The sequence below is a fragment of the Flavobacterium sp. 316 genome (assembly GCF_000967805.1).
GTDB lineage: Bacteria > Bacteroidota > Bacteroidia > Flavobacteriales > Flavobacteriaceae > Flavobacterium > Flavobacterium sediminilitoris.
Map to the genome: position 1 here is coordinate 361,097 of NZ_JYGZ01000003.1, position 22,076 is coordinate 383,172.

Genomic DNA, 22,076 nt, shown 5'->3' on the forward strand with positions numbered 1-22,076 from the left:
GTTTTTTTTTCAAAAATAGGAATTTTCTTTTTCATAATAGCACCCAGCAACTTTTTTGTTTTTATTAGTTTTTTAATTATTTAAAATTATCATCTTAGCATTCTTTTATTCAGAATATATTTATAACGAAATCCTTGTTTTTTTTAATAAAAACCCATACTATTGTAGTTAGTTTTAAACTAAAATACAAACAACAATACAAACAATGAAAATGAGACTAATTGCTTTACTTTTTTTTTCATCTTTATTAATTAATTGTGGTTCAAAGAAAAACTCTTCATCTTATAATGATGATAACATATACAATGAACCCACAGAAAACAAGAATAATTACATTGTATACGAACCTCTTCCAGAAGAAGATAAAGTATACTTTGCCAACAAATTAGGCGTTAATAAAGATGAAATATTAGATGGGAAACTTTATTCATTTGTAAAAGAATGGGAAGGAACCAAATACATATATGGTGGCGAAACAAAAGCTGGAATTGATTGTTCTGCGCTAATGCAACGCTTATTCAAAAAAGTCTACAACTGTTCACTCCCAAGAACAGCTGAAGAAATGGGCTTAGATGAAAAATTCCATTTATTTAAGTCTACAAAACATTTAAAAGAAGGTGATTTAGTATTCTTTAGAATAACAGATGAAAGAATCATTACTCATGTTGGAGTTTACTTGAAAAACAATAAGTTTTTTAATGCCAATCTATCAGGAGGAGCTTCTATTTCTGATTTAAAGAGCAATTACTGGAAAAAATTTTATGTAGTATCAGGCAGATTAAAAACTCCAGACGAAAAATGACAGAAGAACAAACTTTTATAGACAACCAGAAAAAACTAACCCCTTTTGATCTAAGAGCAGAATTACTTCTAGAATCATTGTTAGAGAATAATGTTGATGATCTTAATATCGTATTAAGATCAAATGGTTTATTTTATCGAAAATTCAGTAAAGACAAAATGTCAATTTCTTATGATTTAATCGATAAAGAAATTCTAAATATTGACATTAGTAGAGATGGATTTTATGATGTTTTACCTGAAAGTATATCTCATAATTTCAGAAATTCAAATAAAGGGAACAATCCTGTCGAAGAATTTAAAGCCAGAAAAAGAGAAGAGAAAGAAGCTAGACACTTTTTTAATCCTATCGAAAATGAGCTTTTCAGATTTAGACATTCAATAGAAAAAAATGAATCTCATTTTTTTTCTAATTTAAGTGCAAATGGAATTGTTGATATTATAAAAACAATATTAGTATTCAAACAAAATATTCCAGATGATTTAGTTGTAAAAATGTTTTATGCTATTTTACAACAAAAAGACAATTCTAATCAAAATATTGATGGAATTGTAAATACTTTGGAACAAATTCTTGAAGAAAAGGTAACCTATAAAACTAAGAACATACAATTAGAAAGTCTTATTGATAATATTGAAGAATCGAATGATTTTATCATGGGAATTAACACAACACTCGAAAGCAATGAAGAAATCTATTTAAAAAAGTATAGTTTCACTATTGGACCATTAAAAAATTCTGAAAATTTAAACCATTACTTTAAAAATGAAGTTATGGATTCTTTTTTAAATAACTTTTTTAATTTATTTTTACCCTTTCATGTTCAATATGATTTTGATTTAATTTTAAACAAAGAAGATCAACTTTTCTTAATGGACGACAAACAATATAAATCAAGACTAGGAATATCAACTATATTATAAATGAGAAAGTACTTAAATTACGTAAACGGAGGTGCAGAATTATTATATTTATTGCTAATAATATCATTCGGTTTAATTTTAATGATATTAATTGGATCGAAAATCCCAAAATTCAGACAAAGCAAAAAGAAATACTTTTTATATGTTCTTTTACAAGTTTTGGTGTTTGTGATTTTTTCTGTTATACTTTACAATCTAAAAGACACAACACTTAACCAAAGATTCATTTCTTTTCAGGTATATATGAGTATCGCAGGAATAGTACATTTAAAAGTATTCCATGATTACTTTAAAAAATTTGAAGTTAAAAAATTCATAGGTGATGTACTAATTTCCATAAACACAACAGTATTTATTGCTGCATTTATGGTTGTTATTTCGAAATATTTCAATGATGGTGACTACATTTTTTTCATAGTAAGCACACTACTATTCTTTATACTACCTACTTTGTGTTACAAATTATTCGAATATGCAATATCAATTCCTGTAAAATTACACAAACGTTGGTTTTATCCTTTAAACGATAAATATCCTTCACCTAAAATATCTGAAATGAGAAACATCATTATTCTAAATTTAGTTTTTCAAAAAAGAGCTAATGATAATCAAATCATAAATTTTAAGGTTAAAGCTCCAAGAGCAATTGATTTTGGTAGATTATTCTATTATTTTATAAATGACTATAATGAAAAGAACCCTAATAGTCAAATTAATTTCGTGGATGAAAAAAACCAACCTTATGGATGGTATTTCTACACTAAACCAAAATGGTTTAGTTCATCAGAATATATTGACCCAGAATTAGCAATAGATACAAACAATATAAAAGACGGAGCAACAATCATTTGTCAACGTATATAAACAAATTATGGCAGAAAATATCAAACATTTCCCAGTGAATTGGATTGATGGAATGAAAATCAATAAAAAACATTTCATTGAATTACAAGACAACGTAGAAGATTTAATTAGAGACGCAAGAAACCTAGAAGTTAATGAGCTTAATTATGGGTTACTATCAACACCTTTAAGCAGACCTTTTAATTATTCCATTTCTATTGACACTCATAATGAATTAAGTGTTAATATTAAAATGTTAAAAGCAATAACTCCTGCTGGTGGACGAATTGAAATCACAGATTTTACAGGTGAATTTTCAGAAAAAATAGAATTAAAAGATCTTGACAATAAGGAAAATAATTATTTCTTATTATTAAATGTAGATCCATATACAAGGGTTCCTTCAGGCGAGCAAAACATGGAAGAAGTTCCTCCAAGATTTCCTCATGCATTATCTAAATATCACTTAACAAGTGTAGCAGAAAGTGAAGTAAACCATAATAATATAGGTGCATTACAATTTCCAATTGCAAAGTTTAAAGCATCTACAGATGGTGGCTATGAAATAATCACAAATTATATTCCTCCTAGTTTAACTTTAAACAACCATCCTAGTCTAATCAGTTTGTTTGAAAACTATGATTTATTCTTCAAACAACTTGAATTTTATGCAATTCAAATAAATAGAAAGATAAAATTCAGAACAAATAATGAAGATGAAAACTTAATTGCAAATATGGTTTTTGATGTTTGTGATAAAGCCTTACGCTTTGTAGAGCTTCAAATAAGTAAAAACAAATGGATAAATTATAATCTAAAACCTATTGAGTTATTAGACAATGTTATCACATTAAGTAGAACTATAAAAAACAGCTTTGATTATTTTTCTGGAGATGGAAAAGAAATGCTATTCAACTATTTTTCAGAATGGACAGATATAACTAGTGGAGATTATGAAAGGTTGTTTACAGACACTATTAATGTTAAATACAAAGCATACGATATTGATCCTATTATTGAACAAGCGAAAGACTTCATGACTAAGTTAGATCAACTTTTTTCTATACTGAATCAATTAGACTATATAGGTAAAAAACGTGATGCAGGAATATTTGTTAACGAAAATATTCTTAAAAACGATCGAAAAACAAGTGGCTTATTTGGCAGTGATAGTGATGATGACAGAGAAGCACCTTCTTCACCAACATTCTTAGCAGACTAATAAATTATATGATATTATGGATATTTTAAATAAAAAAGAACGTTTCAATGCGTTTATGTTATTCTTATTAATGTTTTTTATAACAACTGGCGTTTTAATTGCTGCCATTTTCTTTAATTTCAAATTACCTCTTAAAGAAAATGACGTGTTAAAAAATGAAAATGATAAAATGAATACTCAATTCACGTTTAACAGAATGTTTTCTGAAAGAATTGAGGATATAGGAAAACTCGTAGATTCATTAGATGTATCACCTGAAAGTTTCCAATTTATTGAACAATCTATCAATTATGAATTGGTTGATTTAAAAGAAAAAATCCCGAATGATTCAATAGTAAACCCAAAACTATATGAAAACGTAATTCTTACAATAAAATCATACGTAAATACAAAGAAAAAATTATTTCTTATAAATGATTCTAAAAAAGAGATTGACGACTTAACTGATGATTTAAAAGATTTAGAAGAAGAAAACAAAGATTTAGCACGAAAATTAGAAATGTGTGAAATCGTTAGTAGAAGTAAATAAATAAAATCTCATCAAATGTCAACAGAAGTAATTTCTCAAATAATACATGTTGCTAAACAATATGCAAAAGAAAATTTCAACCCAAGATATTTTGCTGCGCATTTATTGAAAGCAATTTTAAATCAACAATTTGATTTTTTAAAAGAATTAGACTCTAAAGGTGTAGATGTTTTTTATCTAGACGAATGGGCTGATATAAGAATAAGTGAATATCCAAAAGCAAACAAACCTTCCGATTCTCCTGAAGCAGATTCTAGTGCTACAATTGTCCTAGATGAAGCAGAAAACATTGAAAGAAAAACAGGAATAAATTCCGATTTTGTTTGCCTTTTAAGTGCGTTATTAACACCTGGCGTAGGTTTTTCACATGATCAATTAAAATCTTTACCAATTAGTTCATCAAGCATTATTGATTTATACCAATCTGGAGCAACAATCAAAACTGCTGAAATTAATTTACCAGGAACAACATCTTCAACACAAAAAAGTAGCACTAATGCTATTTCTAAATATTGTGTTGACAGATTAAAAACGATTACAAAAAAAGATAGTCATGCAATAATAGGAAGAGATGAAGAGTTAAAAACTATAACTGAGATTCTTAACCGTAAATTAAAACCACATGTAATTATTACAGGTGAACCTGGTGTAGGAAAAACAGCTCTTATTGATGGCTTTTGCAAAAAAATAGCATCAAAAACAATTTTAAATGCATTTGACAATGCCAGTATTTATGAAATAAACATAGGCTCTCTATTTGCTGGTGCATCATATAAAGGTGAAGTAGAAGATCGCCTTCAAAAAATATTTAATGAATTAAAAGACTTTGAAAAACCAATATTATTTATTGATGATATTCACGAAATTTTTGATTCAAACCAAGGTTCTGGAATAGCAAGTATTGTAAAATCTGAATTATCTAAAGGGGTAATTACTTTTATTGGAGCAACTACTCAGGAAAAATTCAGAAAAACACTTGCAAAAGACGATGCTTTATCAAGACGATTTGAAACATTAGAAATTAGTGAGCCAAATGAAGATTTAGCTTTTAGAATGATTTCTAGTATTATTCACTCTTATCAAGATCATCATAATTTTAATATTGATGATGAAAATCAAAAAGAAGCAATTCGATTAGCTAAACGCTATTTAAAAGAAAAATCTTTACCTGATTCTGCTTTAGATTTAATAGATAGAACGATGTCTTCTTTGAAAGTTGCTAAAGAAACAATCAAGAAAGAGATTCCAGAATTAAAAAATCAACTAGCTACTCTAAGCGAAATAACAGAAGTTGAAGAAAAAGAAGAAAAAACACAGTGGTTACTAACTGATATATTACAAAAAACAGGTAAATTATTAAATGAAACCGATCAGAGCAACACCATTTTCAAAACTATTGAAGACAGTGAAGAAAAAATCTCTTTTATTAATAACTTACTAAAAGATTTAGTAAAACTAGAAGAACAAGAAAACACAGTTCTTGGCTCTCATCTATCAATTGTTGTTTCCGATATAACAGGAATTCCTGCTGGAAAAGTAAAATCAGATGAGAGAGAACGATTATTAGATATTGAAAAAACATTAAAGCAACGAGTAATTGGTCAAGATCATGCTGTAAAAGTAGTCGCTGATGCTATAATGGAATCTCGCTCTGGTTTAACAAAACCAGGTCAGCCAATTGGATCTTTTTTCTTCCTTGGACCAACAGGAACAGGTAAAACAGAGTTAGCGAAATCACTTGCTGATTTTCTTTTCGGTGATGAAAATGCTATTATTAGACTTGACATGTCTGAATTTAAAGAAGAGCATTCAGCCGCTTTATTATATGGAGCTCCTCCAGGATATGTAGGTTATGAAGAAGGTGGTTTATTAGTAAATAAAATTAGACAAAAACCATATTCAATAGTTTTGTTTGATGAAATTGAGAAAGCGCACAAATCTGTTTTTGATGTTTTCTTGCAAATTTTAGATGAAGGAAAACTACACGATAGATTAGGAAAAGAAGGTGATTTCTCAAATTCAGTTGTTTTATTTACTTCAAATATAGGATCGGATTATATTGTAAAATCATTTGAAAAAGAAGTGATTCCAAAATCGAATGATTTAATACAATTAATGACTGGATATTTCAGACCTGAGTTTTTAGGTCGTTTAACAGAAATAATTCCTTTTGCTCCTATCAACGTGAAAAGCGTTGCCAAAATATTTGATATTCATCTTAAAAAAGAGTTACTACAACTATTAGAAAAGTTAGATATAACTCTAGAAATAACAGAAGAAGACAAGGAAAAGATTGCATTATTAGGTTTTAGCCCAGAATATGGAGCAAGACCAATTAAAGGAACTATAAGAAACAAGCTAAAAAGACCTCTTTCTAGAATGATTATTGCAAACGAAGTGGTGAAAGGAAATACCGTTACAGTAGCATTAAATAGTGATGAAGAAATAAATTTTACTATAACTAATGAAGGATCTTTACTATAAAATACCTTTCGATTATAAAAAACTTAGCAATGGTGACGATGCAACAAAAGTAACTATTGAAGAGTCTTTAGCGCAGTTTATTTCTGTAGTTATCTCTACTATTTTTGGAGAATATAAATATGACGAGGAGTTTGGCACCATTATTTGGGAAACTGACTTCAATTTATTAGCAAATCCAAATAGGTTAAAAGATTTAATCAAGGAATCTGTTCATGAGAAAGTAAGCAAATATGAGAAAAGATTAATTGTTACTGAAGTTACGCTTGGAGTAAACGAAAACACATTAAGTTACGAAACAAAAATCAGAGTAAAGAAAAGGCTAGACATAGTTGTATATGGCGTTATAAAACAAACAAATCAACCATATTACTACAAAAGTTCTTATTATTTAGCTCCATTTTCATTTAAATAAAATTCAACTAAATGAACCAATTATCAAAAGATCAGATTAAAGATAGAATGTTAAAACGTGCTGCCAAAAAATGGGGGTACAATGATGTTGAACTTGAAAATGTATTTGATCCAATAGTTAACCTTCTTTTTGATGTATGTGCAAAAGAGCTTGAAAAAATATCAAATGAAATATTTTCGAGTAGAAGAAGAATGACCGAAAGATTGGTTGATATTTTAACTCCTACAGCATCTGCAAAAGCGACTCCTTCTAGAGGGATTTTAAGAGCTTATCCTGTAGAAAGCGAAACAACGCTTCATAATCATCATCAATTTTTTTATCAAAAGAAAATTGTTAATCCGTATAATCCTGTTGAGAGTATTATAAAAAATTATCATTTTGGACCTACAATTCCTGTAAAATTAAACAGGAATAAAATTTCTTACGTAGTGTTACCTAATGGGGTAAATCAAATTATAAAAGATCAATTTAAGGAAATAATTTCAGGTAAAGATTTTAAAAAGAAAACACCTCACGGAACTATTTGGATTGCATTAAAACATGAAGGAGAAGGAACTATAAAAGATTTAATGCTTTATTTTTACCTTAAAAATATTGAAGAACGTACTAAGTTTTTCCATTTTTTACCTAGAGCTAAGTGGTTTATTAATGATTCTCTCTTAACACCTGTTCAAGGTTATAATGAAGCGGAGGAACATAAAAACACTGTTTATGATTTAAAACAGCATGACATCTATCACATTCAAAAAATAGAGGAGCATACGAATGATTTTTATCGAAAAAATTTCATCACAATAAAAGATACTATTACTATTGATGAAGATAGCTACAATTTTCCAAAAGAATTTGAAACTTTATTTTCAGAAAAAGATCTTGAAAAAATAAAAATTGATCCTGAACTAATCTGGATACGCCTAGAATTTCCAAATGTTATAGGTCCTGAAATATTATCTAATATATTTTGTTCAAACAATTGCTTTCCAGTAATTAACAAAAAACTAAATGAAACACAAGGTAATATAAAAGAGTTGTTAGACATTTATCCTTTAAAGTTAAATAATGATTACTTTCTTGAGTTATTTTCAGTATTAAATGACCGAAACAAAGAATTTGATGTTATTTCTAATAATGTAGAGCCAGAAGATGAAAACTATGCTTACCTACGTTTTGGAGGAGTTGCTCGTTTTGATGAGCGAAATGCAGCAGAAGAAATTAATTATTTAATTGATTTGATTCGTGATGAAGCTGCTGCTTTTTCAAGATTAGGTCAAGATTTTACTGATAATAATTTAAAAGAAATCAATCAGATTATTGCTCGTTTTAAGTCTAAAATGTCTAAAATAGGCATGCAAAACCTTAACAATCCGTATTTGGTTTTAAATACAAAGAAAACAAAAGAAAAAGGAACATTATTTATTAAATATTGGACAACAAACGGTGAAGAGACAAATAAAATAAGCACTTTTAGCAAGTTTAATGTTTTCAAAGGAGCAGACTTTGAAAAGGATTCTATTACACTTCTTTCTACAACACAAGGTGGTAGAAATGAGTTAACAAATTCTGAAAAAATATATGCATATAGAGAAAATCTTATCTCAAACCAACGAGTAGTTACAAGACAAGATATTATTATTTTATGTAAAAACCATTATGGTGATGCTATTGATAATATTGAAGTAAAAAATGGCATCCAAACTGGCTTAGATAGTAATATTGGCTACACTCCTACTATCGATATTTGTTTAACTCGTACCGAGAAAGAACATTACACCGAAGAAGAATGGAGCTTTTTAAGTGAAGACTTAAAATTAATGATTGAAAGAAGAGCCTTAAACATTGTACCTTTTAGAATTGTATATGTTTAATTTATTTCTGCTTTATTTTAGTTTTTCAAATTAATTATAATTTCCTCTGTATAGGAAACAACATCTTTAATAGAGAAATTAAAATAAGCAGTTTTCTTTTTTACTTTTTTCTCAATGGTATCAAAATGTAATTCTGTGTGTAGTTTTACTCTTTGTTCATCCCATCTTACATCTGTTTTAATTTTTGGCTTTAAAACTTCAATAATATTTGGTGTTACTCTTTGAGTAGAATCAAAAGCTATAATGGTTACTTTGGATCCAGGATTTAATATTGCTGTTCTTCCAACACATGGAATTGAACCGATTGCTTTAATATTCCAGTCTAAAGTTGTTCCAATATCGGATACATTTACATTATCTATTGGTGGATTAAAAAAGAACAAGTTCCAATATGCTTCTTTGAACTTATTTTTAGTAAATAATTCTTGATCTTTGATTATTTCAAAATAATTTGCTTTAATTTCTTTTGCATTCTCTAAATCTCCTAATTCTTCTATTAGTTCATCTGCTTTTTTATCCCATTCTATTGTCCAGTTTTCATGATCATATATTTCCATAAAATGACCTTTGTAATCTGTTTTTATTTTTATAGGATAATTGAGTGTCTCAAATTCTTCAAGTATTTTTAAAAACGCATTATCTTGAACTGGTATTGTATTTATCCTTTCTTTATTGATAATATAAATACGTTCGTCTTCCGTTTTATTATGTAATGAAAAATCTATGTTAAACCTAGTTTTCAGTTTTTTTTGAAAACCATTCATTAAAATGTTTGTTTCTTCTATTATTTCAAAAACCATATCTATCTTTAAATAAATTGTTATTATTGAAACTCAAAATTTCACTTTGTTTGTTCTTTCAAATATAACAATTTCATCTACAAATACATAAAAAAAATATGGTTAATTTCTACTTTTTTAACAAAATAAATTAACTATTTTCAAAATACTTTATTTAACATTTTTAATCATTCTATTCATATACATCACCAAAAATAAGACTATAGACTCCCAAGAATGATTTATTGAACAGATTTGCTTTTCCTTTTATCACTAATAGTTAAATTTCTTCCATTCTTAATAAAGAAAAGATAGCAAACTATAGTTAACCCAATAAAAGAAATAACACAGATAGCAAAAGCCCATAATGGCATATTTGACTTTCCTATTAAATAATTATAAATAGGTAAAATAAAAGCTATTGTAAATAACAATAAACATATTTTAATCCCAATAAAAAAGCCTTTTACAAATTGTTGCTTATAACTATCCATAGAATAACCAAAAGCATATTTTATTATTCCAATTGTTAGAAACCCAAAAACAACTGCAAATGCAAAACCTGCTATCAACAAAAGAAAAGTTGTCAAACTATGCTCTAGAACAAAATTTTCACCTACATTATGTGAAATTGTAATGGTTTCTCCGATTTTTGGAATATCACCACTATGTGCACTTGATTCTAATTGTATCTTTTGATTATTCTCATCTAAAAACTCAATGATTGGTATGTATAAAGTTGATGTTTTTATTCTATAATCATCATTCTTATCTTTATATTCTTTTTCATAGGATTTATAATCTACTATTTTTCCTATATAACTTGTCCCTGTAATATAAACATTTAAAGACTGTAGTGTTGTATATGAAGTGCTAAAAAAAATAGAAATCACACTAAAAATTAGCAAGAAGTTGTAGCCATAAGCAAGGCAACCAGTATCTTTGACTCTTTTTACTGTTTTTATTGTTAGAAAAATAGCAATTAAAAAAACTCCAATAGCAACATAACCAAAAGGGGTTATCATAATAAATATACTTTAATTACCTAACAACAATAGGTTTTGATTTTTCAAAGCCTACTAATAAAGGGAAAGAAAACTCATTGTTATTTTTGTTTTTAAATAGTAATATTGGTTCGCTATTTTCTCTTGTCAAATTACAGACTTTTTTATTATCATATACGGTTAACATAGGTTCAATTGGGAAATCTATTAATTCAAAATCACCTTCTTTCAAACGAAATAACATTTTTGAAAGTCCTTCAAGATTGTCTGATTCTTTTGAATAAGTAGCTTCATCAATTTGATCAAATCTAAACTTTAAAAGGTTATAAATCTTTTGAATGTCTTTTTCCTTAAACAATTCATACATTGCTTTATAAAATGAAATTATTTCTCCTTTTTTTTCCTTAATTTCATCAAAATCATTCCATTTTTTTAATATAAATGGTACTTCTGCAATGAAAAAATCTCTTTTTTCAACAACTGGAATTTTTAAATCATATAAACTTTCTACGCTGAAATTAAAAGATTCAACAGTATCTTCATAATTAGTTGTGGATGAATCATAAGAAAAGACTCTGATTTCAACAAAAGAATCTTCTCTAAAAGCTATTTCTCCTTTTAAAGGTAAAACTCTTATTTTAATTTCTTGTTCACCGCTCTCTAATATCCAATGATTAATAGGTATTTGAGAAGAAACAGACCCACCTTCCTTGTGAATATAAGCGGGTAAGTTATTTATATAAATTTCATAATTACATATAGCAGATTTAAAACTAACTAAATATAATGGGCTTTTAAAATTATTCATTATAATATTTTTTAAATATAGAATCTTCTTTTGGGTTATGATAACCAAAAATTAGTTTTTCATTAAAGGCTTTATTTGATATGATTACTAAATCATTACTAAATGACGCTTCATTAATAAACAATGTGTATTTATATATATAACCGTTTATGTTCCAAACATAATGTAATGGATAAATTAAATACTCGTCTTCAAATTCGTCTTTCTTTATCTTTATATCGTTTTTTTCATAGTTTTTTAAAACCAATTTTACTTTATCGTCTTCTTCATTATAAAAAACGCTATCATTAATAATCTGATCTGGATTACCTAATTTCTCTTTTAGTTTCTTTAACACATTAAATGTTTCTATATTTTCTAATACTATATTTACAAATACTATTTTGTTACTATTTTCTACTATTTTACCACCAGTATTTTTTTCAATATTAAAATTATCGAAATTAAATAATTTCTGATCTTGCTCGTCTTTTAAAGAATAAACTGTAGATATATTTCCATTATCTTGAAGTACTGCTTCTACTTTCTCTCCTTTTTTTACTAATTCCCAATATCCATTTTGAGTTTGAACATCCGAAATATTCAAGCTATTTAAAGTTTTGCTAACTTCTGTTTTATCATCTATTTTAGACAAATCAAATTTATCACCTTCTTGGCAACTCATCATAACAAGTAAAATCATTAAAAACAAATTTTTCATAAAATCAACTAATAAGGGCCTAATAAGTAAGCTTTTTTAAATTCAACAGGGCATTTTTTGACAATAACATATTCGCCATTATCTTCAAATGTTTCTTTAAAAACTCCAAATTTAATTGAAGCTATAACTACATATTTGGCTACAATTCCACCAAATTCTAATTCTGGATAACCCACAACACCATCTTTTGCTATTTCTGCTTTAACACCGGCACTTAAATATGTATTAGCATTTGCTTTTGCAGACCCGTCAAATCCTGCAATTCCATATTCTGCTTTTGCCCAAGCTTTAAGTTCTAATGTAACTTGTATTTTTCCATCAATTCCAATTTTTCCTTTTGTATTTTTGGGAACTAAAGTATTTCCACTAATTTCTCCACTCACATTAATACTTCCATTAAATACAACGTCAAATTTAATTCCTATATTACCTTCTAAGTGTTTTGAAATAAAATTAATCACTTTACCTGCTCCTGGACAAACTGCATTTGCTCCAAACTCTGTAACAATTTGCCATAAATCTATCTTAAAATCCGCCTCAATCAAAGGCTTAGTCTCTATTCCTAATTTTATATTTGTTCCTATCTTATTTATATCCTCATCTATTTTTTCTAAAAACCATTGAATAGAAACAGCTATAACTGGAGCTTTCACCTCAAAGCTAACTTTTCCTCCATTCACTGGAGAATTTGTTATTGAGTCAGCAATTATTTTTAATTTGACAAAAGCATTTAAAGTTTTTGCGATTTTTTCACCAAATTCAGTTCCAATCTCTAATTTTCTTGACTTTTTATCCCATTCAGCCTCTAAAGATAATTCAAAAGACTGATCCATTTCGCCAAATTCACGAGCTAATTCCGCATCCATTATAGCTCCTATCGCCTTCTTTCTACCCGTTTTTATATTATAAGGATGCATCTTATTACCATAAGTATAAGCAAATGATTGTTTATGATTCCATTTAAACTCTAATGTCCACTTAATATCTGGATAAACTGTAACAAATAACGCTGCTTGATTTAGGTTTGAGAAATAAGCACATGAATTTAAAAAAACGGGATACACATTTGGATTATTACTTTCTGGCCAAATATAATCAAATGGTAGTGGATGAAATTTTTCCAATTTAGATTGCATAGGAAAAGTAACTGAATCCCCTAAAGTGAGAAGCAAGTGTAGTGATTTTTAGGATATCATATGAAAATATTTTTTTAGAGGTCATCATTTAGTTACCTACAATTTGTTTATATGTAACCGTTGTCAGATTCAAATATAAAGAAATATTACCTTATAACTTCTAAAGGAAAGCCTTTTTCCTTTCTATGAAAATATATTATTAAACTTATACCAAGGCTTTCTTTATTTTCAACTTTCGGCTTATAAGTAAATCCTGGTAATTCATATGGTAATTGTAAGCTAACCAATTTACTATTAGCAAAAAAAACTAATTTATATAAATCATTTGGTACTGCTATTAAATCTTTAAATTTTGAATGAAAAACATCCATAGTATTTGGTTCTGATAAAATATAATTAGATTTATCAAATTCACTTTCTCTTTCTTTATATATCTTATTATACTGAACTAAATCTGAAGTTTTATAAATCTCTAATAATTTCAAATTCCATTCTATTAATTCTTTATATATATTTTTTTCAACTTCTTTTGATAAATCTACAGAATTCTTCCATCCTTCTAAAACATAAGGTGTCTCTGCAAAAAAAGCCCCTTTATGAATATATATAGGTAACTTAGTCTTATTTTCTATGTTAATAGCTTTTTTTTCCACAATTTCTAACCTTTCATTTTCCGTAATGGCCTCAATAGCATGAATTCCAAATTCAACCTCTACGTTTTCAGTTAAAGCAGTTTGATTTTTATAAGGAATTATTCTAATTTCATAACTTTGAATTCCTTTTTCTAATATATATTGATTTATTGGCCAATCAACCCAAATACTACCCTTTTCTTCAAAATGGCTGAATACAATTATATCATTTAACCATAGTTCAACTGAACAATGAAAAGCTTTAATTTCTAAATTATATAATGGTCTAGTCATTTTCGTTTTTTATTTTAACTTCATTTCTATATTCAATTAATTTTTCATCTTTTAAATCATTTCCTAAATCAAAAACTTTATAAAAACCAAATGTTTTTATTGGACTTTTCAGTGTAACAATTTTAATATTTCCTGATATTACTTCCTTTGTCTCATTGCCAAACTTTAGGTTTAAATAATCTTTAGTCTTTACCAAATATTTATCTATAGCATCTTTAAAAGTATTAAAGTTTTTATTGCTATAATCATTTATTTTAACACAAGGCAATTTTTTTTTATTAGATTTAGGAAAAACACTTAATAGATTATACCTGTTATACCATTTTTGATTATTATACATCATGATTTCAGGATCTTTATTCATTATAATTATATATTCAAAATTATGATATTCACCATCTAAAGGTGGTTTGTTTAATAAAAAAATTGCTTCAATTGATTCCCAATTAATTTTTAACTTCTTCTCTAATATTGGAATATTTATTATAAAATATTCTTTTGAATAACTTAAACTTTCTTTATTAGATTCAATTTTATTGATTATTTTATCTGAGGTCGGAATACCAAAATTAATTGTATAAATAATAAATGCCAATATTAAGATAATTGCACTTACGATTATGACACCTATATAATTCATCTTAATTTTAATAAAAAAATAAATTAAAAAAACTCCTAATACAATAAATAGAGAGATCAATAAATTAAAAAAAACAATTGGATTTATTTTCTTCATACAACATATTCTTTATCTGATTCATACCACGGCTTGTCAGGCTTTTTAATTACAGTAAAGTCTTTTCGAATAGTCTCATTATATTTCATTCCTTTTCGAATAGCATAAACAACAATTGTGGCTTTGACACCTGTAAATTCCATTTTATGTTGACTGTATTGCCCTTTGTTATCAGATTTTACCTCGTAACTATATAAAATTGATGACACTCCTGATGCTTCTCCTTTAAATTTTTCCACTTTTGCTTCTTGTAATTTACCATCGGCTTCGGGTACAAGTACAGTAACAAATTCAGTGCTTTTTACACCTCCTTTTATTCCAATAGCAGCTTCAATTTGTAATTTTCTTGTCCCTGGTGCAAAACCTTCTATTTTATTGTACGTAAGAGATAATTCACTTTTCGCTTCTAATGAAACTTCAAAAATTATGTATATTGTAAAATTATAATGCTCTTCTAATTCTTTTTTAATCCAATTTGCTATTTTTCCTCCAATTCCCATATACTGAAGTAGCGAAAGCAAATCAACACCAATTTTAATTTTTGTTATTGGCTTTAAAGCTAATCCACCTGTAAACTGCCTAACAAGCTCATTAGATTTAGCTATTTTTTTATTAGTAATTCTAACAGCAAGTGCAATATTTGGAGGTTCAATGTCAAAAGTTACTTTAGGTAATTTTTTAGCACTATATGCAATTGATTGTTCTTCTCTTCCTTTTCCATCAAAAACCGACAAAACTTCTTGTACAGTATGATAAAAACCAATTAATTTTTTAATTTGATTTTTAGTAACTCCAAGCTCGATTGAAGACTCAACATTATCAACTTTCACTTTAGCTGACAAGCCATATCCTAAACCTCCTTTTGTCTGATATAAAATTTCTACCTCATTTCTTATTAACTGCATACTTTGCTTTTGATTATAGTCCGTTAATTTTTCTCGATTAGAATATTTTTGATTTATTTCAGCATTAAAAGTTTTAAACAATGATAATACAAAAGCTACTTCTCTTTCAACTTTAGGATAAACACTAATCTGTATTGGATTATTAGGTTGTCCACATGTTTTTGCAATAAGTATATATTTATTTATAGGATCTGGAGTTACAAAAAATAACCCAGGATTAGTTCTTAATAAAGTCTTATTAGCATAAGCTTTTATTGGTAGATTAAATCTACCATCATTAATTATTTCTGTTTTCTGTTTAACATCGTTAATATATAAATCAACTTCTTTTTTATGTTCGGGTTTTGTATAACATTTGTCATTTTTTAATTTTTCAAAATTAATATCTATAAATGTTTTTCCTTCTTCACTGGAAGCTAAAGTTTGATATTCTTTTGTTAAATCTGAATTTAACTCATCATATAAAACAGCAGTAATTTTACCATTATTACTATCCTTATCATTTATTACAATTTTATTGTATTTACATGAAATAGGTGTAGAAAAATTCATTGTTGTTTCTCCTACTTTTAAAGGAGTATTATTTGTAGATGGTTCAACTGCTTTAGTCACTTGATCTTTTTTCATTCTTAAAAAGCGAGCATGAATGTCACTTTTCCCATCTGATATGTAATTACCTCGTGTATTTTTAATTTTAATATAAAACTCTTCAACATCTTTTTTTGCATGAACAAACCAGTTTGCTGTGTTTCCTATTTTTAAATTAATTTCTCCATCAATTACATCAACACTTGTAATAGTTGCGACTAACTTATCGTCTTTTGTTCCATTTCCGCCTTGAATAGTTTTATATATTTCTACAACAAGACTTTTTTCCCCATTTAATCCTTCTGTTACTAACCCTAAATATACTAAATGTCCGTATTTGAATTGTTGTTTACGAACATCTGCTCCGTCATTTGAAGTAGACCATTTACTCGAAAGGATTTTTGGTGTACAATATCCGTTTACATGTAATCCTACATTGTTTTTAGTATCTATTTTACCAGAAAAACTAGCTTCAAGATAATAATTATAAGGTCCACATAATGCATTAGGAATGTTTAATGTAAATTCCTCTTTAGCACTTTTTTGAATTCTTCTTATTTCTTTACGTTTATTGTCTTGTAAAATCCACGTAACATTTTTCTTCTTATCTTCTTCGGTTGTTCCACTAAACCATTTATCAACTACAAAACCAGCATCGCTTTTTCCCACTATACATAAAGAAACATTAGGTTTAGATTTTGACGCTTCTATTTTCCCTTTTCCTGACCATTTAATTTTTTGAATACCTTTCATAATCTAGTGCATTATTAAATTAGGGTTTTCGGGTTTTTTTTCATCCATTTTTTTAATGTCGACCATGGGGTTTAATTGACTTTGCACATCTTCATTTGCATTTTTAGCATTTTGTGAAGATCCTTCAGCTTTTTGTCCATGTTTTGTAATAGAAATACAATCTGGTCCTCCTATTGGGCAAGTGGCTTTGCTATCTTCTAATAGAATTTTACCTTGATTAGACATAGTTACTTTTTCATAGAAACCGCTCCATTTTGTAATTACGGCTTGACATGGTAAATAATCACTAGGTGTGGGTTGGAGTTTACATTTCCCAAAAGTATTTTTTTCTAGTGTTTGACCAATTTCTTTATCGGTTGCAATAAGTTTTTTTGAAGCATCTTTGTCATTCGCATAGTCCTTGGTTTGAGATAGAACTTTTAGTTTATCTATTTTAGGTTCTACGCTGAATTTACATTGACATTCGGCTCCTTGCACCACAATATGTTTTTCGCTCATGTTTGTTTGTTTGTTTTTTGAATATTAAATATACAAAACTCTAAATATTTAGGCAATTTTTATATCACACTATTGCTTTATAAAAGAGATACAACTACTTGTATTTTTTTTTCTATATCTAAGTTTATTGAACATTCTAAAAATAATGATTCTATCAAATTTGATTTTCCATTTAAAAAATAGAGTGATCTAAATGTGCCTTCTGCAATATCTTGATTAGGATATAATGTTGCATAATAAGGTATATTCATTTCATTTTGTAAATCTGTTTTTGATCTTTCATCTTCTAGATTCCCATTTTGTTCAATTTTGATTAAATTATGTTCGTCTAAATATTCATTTATTTTTTGTTTTACTTTATAATTAACTGAATTACAATTTACTAATATTGGAAATGGTTTTATTACTTCAAATTGATATTTATGTGTGTAATAAACATATATTGATGCAAAATAACTATTTAAGAACCAATCTTTTGATAGTGCAGTTTGCAATCTCCCTTCACTTTCAATAGTTTCTTGATTCTCTTTTAGGTATTTTTCTACCCATTCTCCTTCATATTCTGACAGGATTTTTTCTTTTGTTTTTTCCCATCTGTTATATATTTCATTGTAATTATTAATTTCTATCCATTTTCCTTCATTGTCTACTTCTATTTTTAATGGATATAATACTTTACTTGTTTTTTCTGCTAATTCATCGGCTAAGTTTGTTGCTTCTTCATCATTTATATAGGTTTCTGATACTCGATCAATTTCATATATATATGTGTTTTTCGCTGTTCGTTCTTTAAAGATTACACTTGTTTCAAACTTAACTGTATTTGTTTCTTCTCCTGAAGTTATTGTATACATAACTCCATAATTGCTTTTTATTTGCGATGGTTTTAATCCTAATTTGTATGCTCCTTCAAAAGTTACTTTTGGAATTAAAGACAATTGCTTTTCATTATATTCTGGATAGATATATAGTTCTTCTAAATTACTAGGAAATTGATTTCCTATATAACTATCATTATCACAAAATACATTATGAAAGCTTTTAACTTCGTGTTCTGATTTTTCTAATATTTTCGAAATACTTTGTAATGTATCTCCTTTTTTTATTTTATACTTTTTATATTTTGGTTTCAATTATTTCATGTTATTTTTTAATAATAGACTCTTTTTCTATTACTATTAGGATCCATACCAATACCTTCTCTTCTTGCTGACCAGTGAAGATATTCATTTCTTAGTTGTAACAAATCTGTTTTTTCTTGAGGAGTAAGAGAATCATCTAATAAATACTGTTTCCCGCTTCCAAAGACATAGCTTCTCAACTTTTCTTTTACTCTTTTAAGCAATTCACTTTCTGATATATCATAGAAACTTTCTAGTTTATCAGTCTTGATATTAACTTCTTTATTTTTACTACTTTCTCCCATAAAATGTAAAGGAATGTAACTATATGTTTTCTTTAAGTCTCTTGTTCCTTTAAGTGCCCAATAGATATTTCCTCCAGTAATTTCGAGTTGTTTTCTTTTATACCAACCTTCATCTATTAAACGTTCTATTAAAGGATTAAGATTATTTCTTGAACCCCATGAAGTTTCAATTTCTTCAATTATTTCTTCTCCATCATTATAACTTCCTCCAATATCAGAATGTACACCTGGAAATGTTTTTTGAACACCAACATGTGTATTTGTTAATGAAAAATTCTCTCTGTGTTCATTTTCTGCAACATAATGAACAACTGTACTTGCTGAACCAATATTGTTTAATCCTAATTCATCTACATCATCAAAATCTGGAGAAATTGAGAAATTCTTAGAATATGACGAAACAGTATCATAAATCCCTAAAAAACGAACTCGTACAACATCCACTTCAATTCCAGCTTCTTCTAATTTAAGTCCTAAATGTCCTCTTCTAGGAAAATCATCTCTATTTGTTACCTCTCCATCATCATTTAATTTTTGAACAGATCCACCACCACGTGAGCCTACTATTCTTTTTCTTGCTTTATATTTTGCTTTACTTATTTCATGTACAAAATTTCTAGCAGCAGCAGCACCTCTACTAAAACCATAAACATCAAAAGTTAAGGTGTTTATTTTTGGAGCATTTACTTTATTCTTCTCTTTTTTTACCTTTTCTACAATTTTTTCACAACCTTTTTTCACTTTTCCTCTAATTCCAGTAGCTCCTGTTCCAAAAGCAAATCCCATAGTGGAATCTTCTTCTTTGTCATCAGTTCCTATTCCTTCAATATAAATCTTATTAGGATCATCTAAAAACTCCCATAATCTAGCTACATTTGACCAGTCATTGTAATAACTTGTATCTTGTTTTTTACTAGTTCCATTCTTTTTAAAATCTTCTGAATTATTTTTTCTTTCTTCTGTATTATTCTTATTATTAAGTGTTCCATCAAAAAAAATTCCGATTTTTAAGCTAATAGCCTCTTTAGATGGTTCTGGTGGTGAATAGTTACTAAAACTTACATTTATAGACATATGCTTTTACTTTAATTGTTTGTATCAAAAAAACTATTCAATTGTTTTTTTATATTTTTTTATCTCTATCTCTTTATCATTATTTTTCAAAAGAATAACAACTGCATTTGGTTCAATAATTTTTATAATCAGATCTATTTGAGCTTCTTCCCCTAATGCTTCATAAGCATCATAAAGTTCTTCCTGATTAAATTCTTCAATCCATGCGCCTCTTCTTTTTTGATTTTTGTCTATCCAATGAAAATAACATTTTTTAAAAACTGCCTTTTCATTATAATCTAATGAAGCTAAGTTTTCTTTAATCGTATTATTTATTTCACCATTATAGAAATGAAACATTAAATTATTTAGTTTACAATCTTGAGGTAATACAATTGATGGTTTCCATAAATACTTTTTTCTGTACTTTTCATACACCTCTATTTTTGGGTAATCTTTTTGCTTAATTCTTTCGAAAGTATTGTGTTTTTCGTTTAATTCAGATAAAACGATATCATTATATTTCTTTGAAAAAATAGGTTTACTTCGATCTGAAATATTTTCTATGTTAACGAATACCTCTTGTGCTTTAAAATGCGCTACTTCTATTTGATTACCCGCACCAGACAACCAAACAACAACTAACCCATTTGGAGCTAAGCCAACGACAAATGTCGTGTATGTCAATTTTTTATTTGCAAAATCATCTATAAATCCTTCTTCAAAAAGTTTAGTTATCTCTTCTTTTGGCAAAGCCCATTTTCCTTCAAAATTTTTTTGATCTACAAATGAATGCCAAGCAATTTCTAAACTATCTGGAATATTTTTAAAATCTGGCCCCATAACAACAGTACCTCCTTCTTCTCCCCAACCATAATCGATATCTCCAAAACCGCTTAAAGATTGTGAGTAATCTTTTGCTATTATTTCCCCTTTATAGACTTGAACGGGGTATTCCTCTGGTGCAGATAATGTTGCTGACCAATCAAATTTTTGTTCCATTTTTATATTTTGACATGAAATAGTTAGTGCATTAGTAAGTAGAACGATACATATTAATTTTATGAAATTATCCTTTATTACCATCTGAAACTATTTTTTTATTAGAGATTAAATTTAAATTTCCAATTGTAGCTTCTACATTAAATTTACTGGTAATCTTTTCTAACTTTCCTCCTACAGTCAAATTATAATCAGACTTAACTATGATTTCTATATTTTTTGCTTTTTTGTGAATTGCCATAGTGTTTTGTTAAAATAATTTAGACTTTTCTGCACTATTAAACTCAACAGTTTTGCCACTCTGTAAAGTCATATTTTCTTTTTCACTATAAATAGAAACTTCTGTCGCAATTTCATTAGAAATATCTGCTTGACGTATAAAGTTCTTATCTATAATTTCTGTTCGCTTATCTGATGACTCTACAATATTCCCTGTAGCATTTTGAATAATATCAGTTCCTGCAACAGTAGTTATATTTTCATTAGCTGAATTATCTATGTTTTCTCCTGCGCTAACCGATATGTTTTTCCCTGCAGAAATACTTATATTGTCACCTGCTGCAATACTAAAATTCTTAGGAGCATTAACACTGATATTACCTTTACCATCCATCATCCATGTATTACCACTTGGGTCTTCTACAAAAACACTTCCTTCTGCATCATTCATGATAATCTTAGT

21 protein-coding genes and 1 pseudogene are annotated in these 22,076 nt (G+C 27.6%); 8 read left to right on the forward strand and 14 right to left on the reverse strand.

All coding sequences use genetic code 11. The features are described from left to right. The first annotated feature begins 205 nt into the window (after positions 1-205). The 8 genes from SY27_RS08020 to SY27_RS08055 are packed head-to-tail and all read left to right on the forward strand — an operon-like array spanning position 206 to position 9,080. Entirely contained in the window at positions 206-802 is a 597-nt protein-coding gene (locus SY27_RS08020; protein WP_052705215.1) for a C40 family peptidase, read from the forward strand. Beyond that, the gene (locus tag SY27_RS08025; RefSeq protein ID WP_045968986.1) at positions 799-1,725 is read left to right on the forward strand and encodes a hypothetical protein; all 927 of its coding nucleotides are present in this window, start codon (positions 799-801) and stop codon (positions 1,723-1,725) included. Before SY27_RS08020 ends, SY27_RS08025 begins: the two co-directional genes overlap by 4 nt. After that, a complete protein-coding gene (locus SY27_RS08030) occupies positions 1,726-2,589 on the forward strand; it encodes a TssN family type VI secretion system protein (RefSeq protein ID WP_045968988.1) in 864 nt (287 codons plus the stop codon). Positions 2,590-2,596: 7 nt separating this feature from the next. Continuing rightward, positions 2,597-3,790: a hypothetical protein gene (locus SY27_RS08035; protein WP_045968990.1), complete on the forward strand. Its 1,194-nt coding sequence runs from the start codon at positions 2,597-2,599 to the stop codon at positions 3,788-3,790. Between the two features lie 16 nt (positions 3,791-3,806). Continuing rightward, entirely contained in the window at positions 3,807-4,319 is a 513-nt protein-coding gene (gene tssO, locus SY27_RS08040; RefSeq protein ID WP_045968992.1) for a type VI secretion system TssO, read from the forward strand. Between the two features lie 15 nt (positions 4,320-4,334). Beyond that, positions 4,335-6,803, forward strand: coding sequence for an AAA family ATPase (locus SY27_RS08045; protein WP_052705217.1), 2,469 nt, complete (start codon positions 4,335-4,337; stop codon positions 6,801-6,803). After that, entirely contained in the window at positions 6,784-7,215 is a 432-nt protein-coding gene (locus tag SY27_RS08050) for a GPW/gp25 family protein (RefSeq protein WP_045968996.1), read from the forward strand. Before SY27_RS08045 ends, SY27_RS08050 begins: the two co-directional genes overlap by 20 nt. 11 nt (positions 7,216-7,226) lie before the next feature. Then, on the forward strand, positions 7,227-9,080 hold the full coding sequence (locus SY27_RS08055) for a type VI secretion system baseplate subunit TssF (RefSeq protein WP_045968998.1): 1,854 nt from the start codon (positions 7,227-7,229) through the stop codon (positions 9,078-9,080). A 17-nt stretch (positions 9,081-9,097) separates the two neighbouring features. On the opposite strand, the gene SY27_RS08060 is transcribed toward SY27_RS08055, so the two are convergent. The 14 genes and pseudogenes from SY27_RS08060 to SY27_RS18995 all read right to left on the reverse strand — a co-directional run. Then, on the reverse strand, positions 9,098-9,880 hold the full coding sequence (locus SY27_RS08060; RefSeq protein WP_045969000.1) for a hypothetical protein: 783 nt from the start codon (positions 9,878-9,880) through the stop codon (positions 9,098-9,100). 221 nt (positions 9,881-10,101) lie between these two features. Further along, positions 10,102-10,884 (reverse strand): hypothetical protein, encoded by a 783-nt coding sequence (locus tag SY27_RS08065; protein ID WP_045969002.1) that lies wholly within the window; start codon positions 10,882-10,884, stop codon positions 10,102-10,104. 16 nt (positions 10,885-10,900) lie between these two features. Continuing rightward, the gene (locus SY27_RS08070) at positions 10,901-11,671 is read right to left on the reverse strand and encodes a hypothetical protein (protein WP_045969004.1); all 771 of its coding nucleotides are present in this window, start codon (positions 11,669-11,671) and stop codon (positions 10,901-10,903) included. Next, on the reverse strand, positions 11,664-12,353 hold the full coding sequence (locus SY27_RS08075; protein WP_152640734.1) for a hypothetical protein: 690 nt from the start codon (positions 12,351-12,353) through the stop codon (positions 11,664-11,666). Before SY27_RS08075 ends, SY27_RS08070 begins: the two co-directional genes overlap by 8 nt. A 26-nt stretch (positions 12,354-12,379) precedes the next feature. Beyond that, on the reverse strand, positions 12,380-13,495 hold the full coding sequence (locus SY27_RS08080; RefSeq protein WP_161794135.1) for a hypothetical protein: 1,116 nt from the start codon (positions 13,493-13,495) through the stop codon (positions 12,380-12,382). Between the two features lie 158 nt (positions 13,496-13,653). Further along, complete coding sequence (locus SY27_RS08085) at positions 13,654-14,433, reverse strand: hypothetical protein (RefSeq protein ID WP_045969011.1); 780 nt, start codon at positions 14,431-14,433, stop codon at positions 13,654-13,656. Then, positions 14,426-15,073, reverse strand: coding sequence for a hypothetical protein (locus SY27_RS08090; RefSeq protein ID WP_161794136.1), 648 nt, complete (start codon positions 15,071-15,073; stop codon positions 14,426-14,428). Before SY27_RS08090 ends, SY27_RS08085 begins: the two co-directional genes overlap by 8 nt. Positions 15,074-15,165: 92 nt before the next feature. Then, positions 15,166-17,415 carry a hypothetical protein gene (locus SY27_RS08095; RefSeq protein ID WP_045969015.1) on the reverse strand — a complete coding sequence of 750 codons (2,250 nt, stop codon included), beginning with the start codon at positions 17,413-17,415 and terminating at the stop codon, positions 15,166-15,168. Between the two features lie 3 nt (positions 17,416-17,418). After that, on the reverse strand, positions 17,419-17,913 hold the full coding sequence (locus SY27_RS08100) for a DUF4280 domain-containing protein (protein ID WP_045969017.1): 495 nt from the start codon (positions 17,911-17,913) through the stop codon (positions 17,419-17,421). Positions 17,914-17,990: 77 nt separating this feature from the next. Next, positions 17,991-19,046, reverse strand: coding sequence for a hypothetical protein (locus SY27_RS08105; protein ID WP_045969019.1), 1,056 nt, complete (start codon positions 19,044-19,046; stop codon positions 17,991-17,993). Positions 19,047-19,063: 17 nt separating this feature from the next. Next, complete coding sequence (locus SY27_RS08110) at positions 19,064-20,413, reverse strand: phospholipase effector Tle1 domain-containing protein (RefSeq protein WP_045969021.1); 1,350 nt, start codon at positions 20,411-20,413, stop codon at positions 19,064-19,066. 33 nt (positions 20,414-20,446) lie between these two features. Beyond that, positions 20,447-21,394, reverse strand: coding sequence for a DUF2931 family protein (locus SY27_RS08115; RefSeq protein ID WP_045969023.1), 948 nt, complete (start codon positions 21,392-21,394; stop codon positions 20,447-20,449). Between the two features lie 67 nt (positions 21,395-21,461). Continuing rightward, positions 21,462-21,635, reverse strand: coding sequence for a hypothetical protein (locus tag SY27_RS18850; protein WP_161794137.1), 174 nt, complete (start codon positions 21,633-21,635; stop codon positions 21,462-21,464). Positions 21,636-21,644: 9 nt separating this feature from the next. After that, a pseudogene (locus SY27_RS18995) lies at positions 21,645-22,076 on the reverse strand (DUF2345 domain-containing protein); the annotation flags it as partial.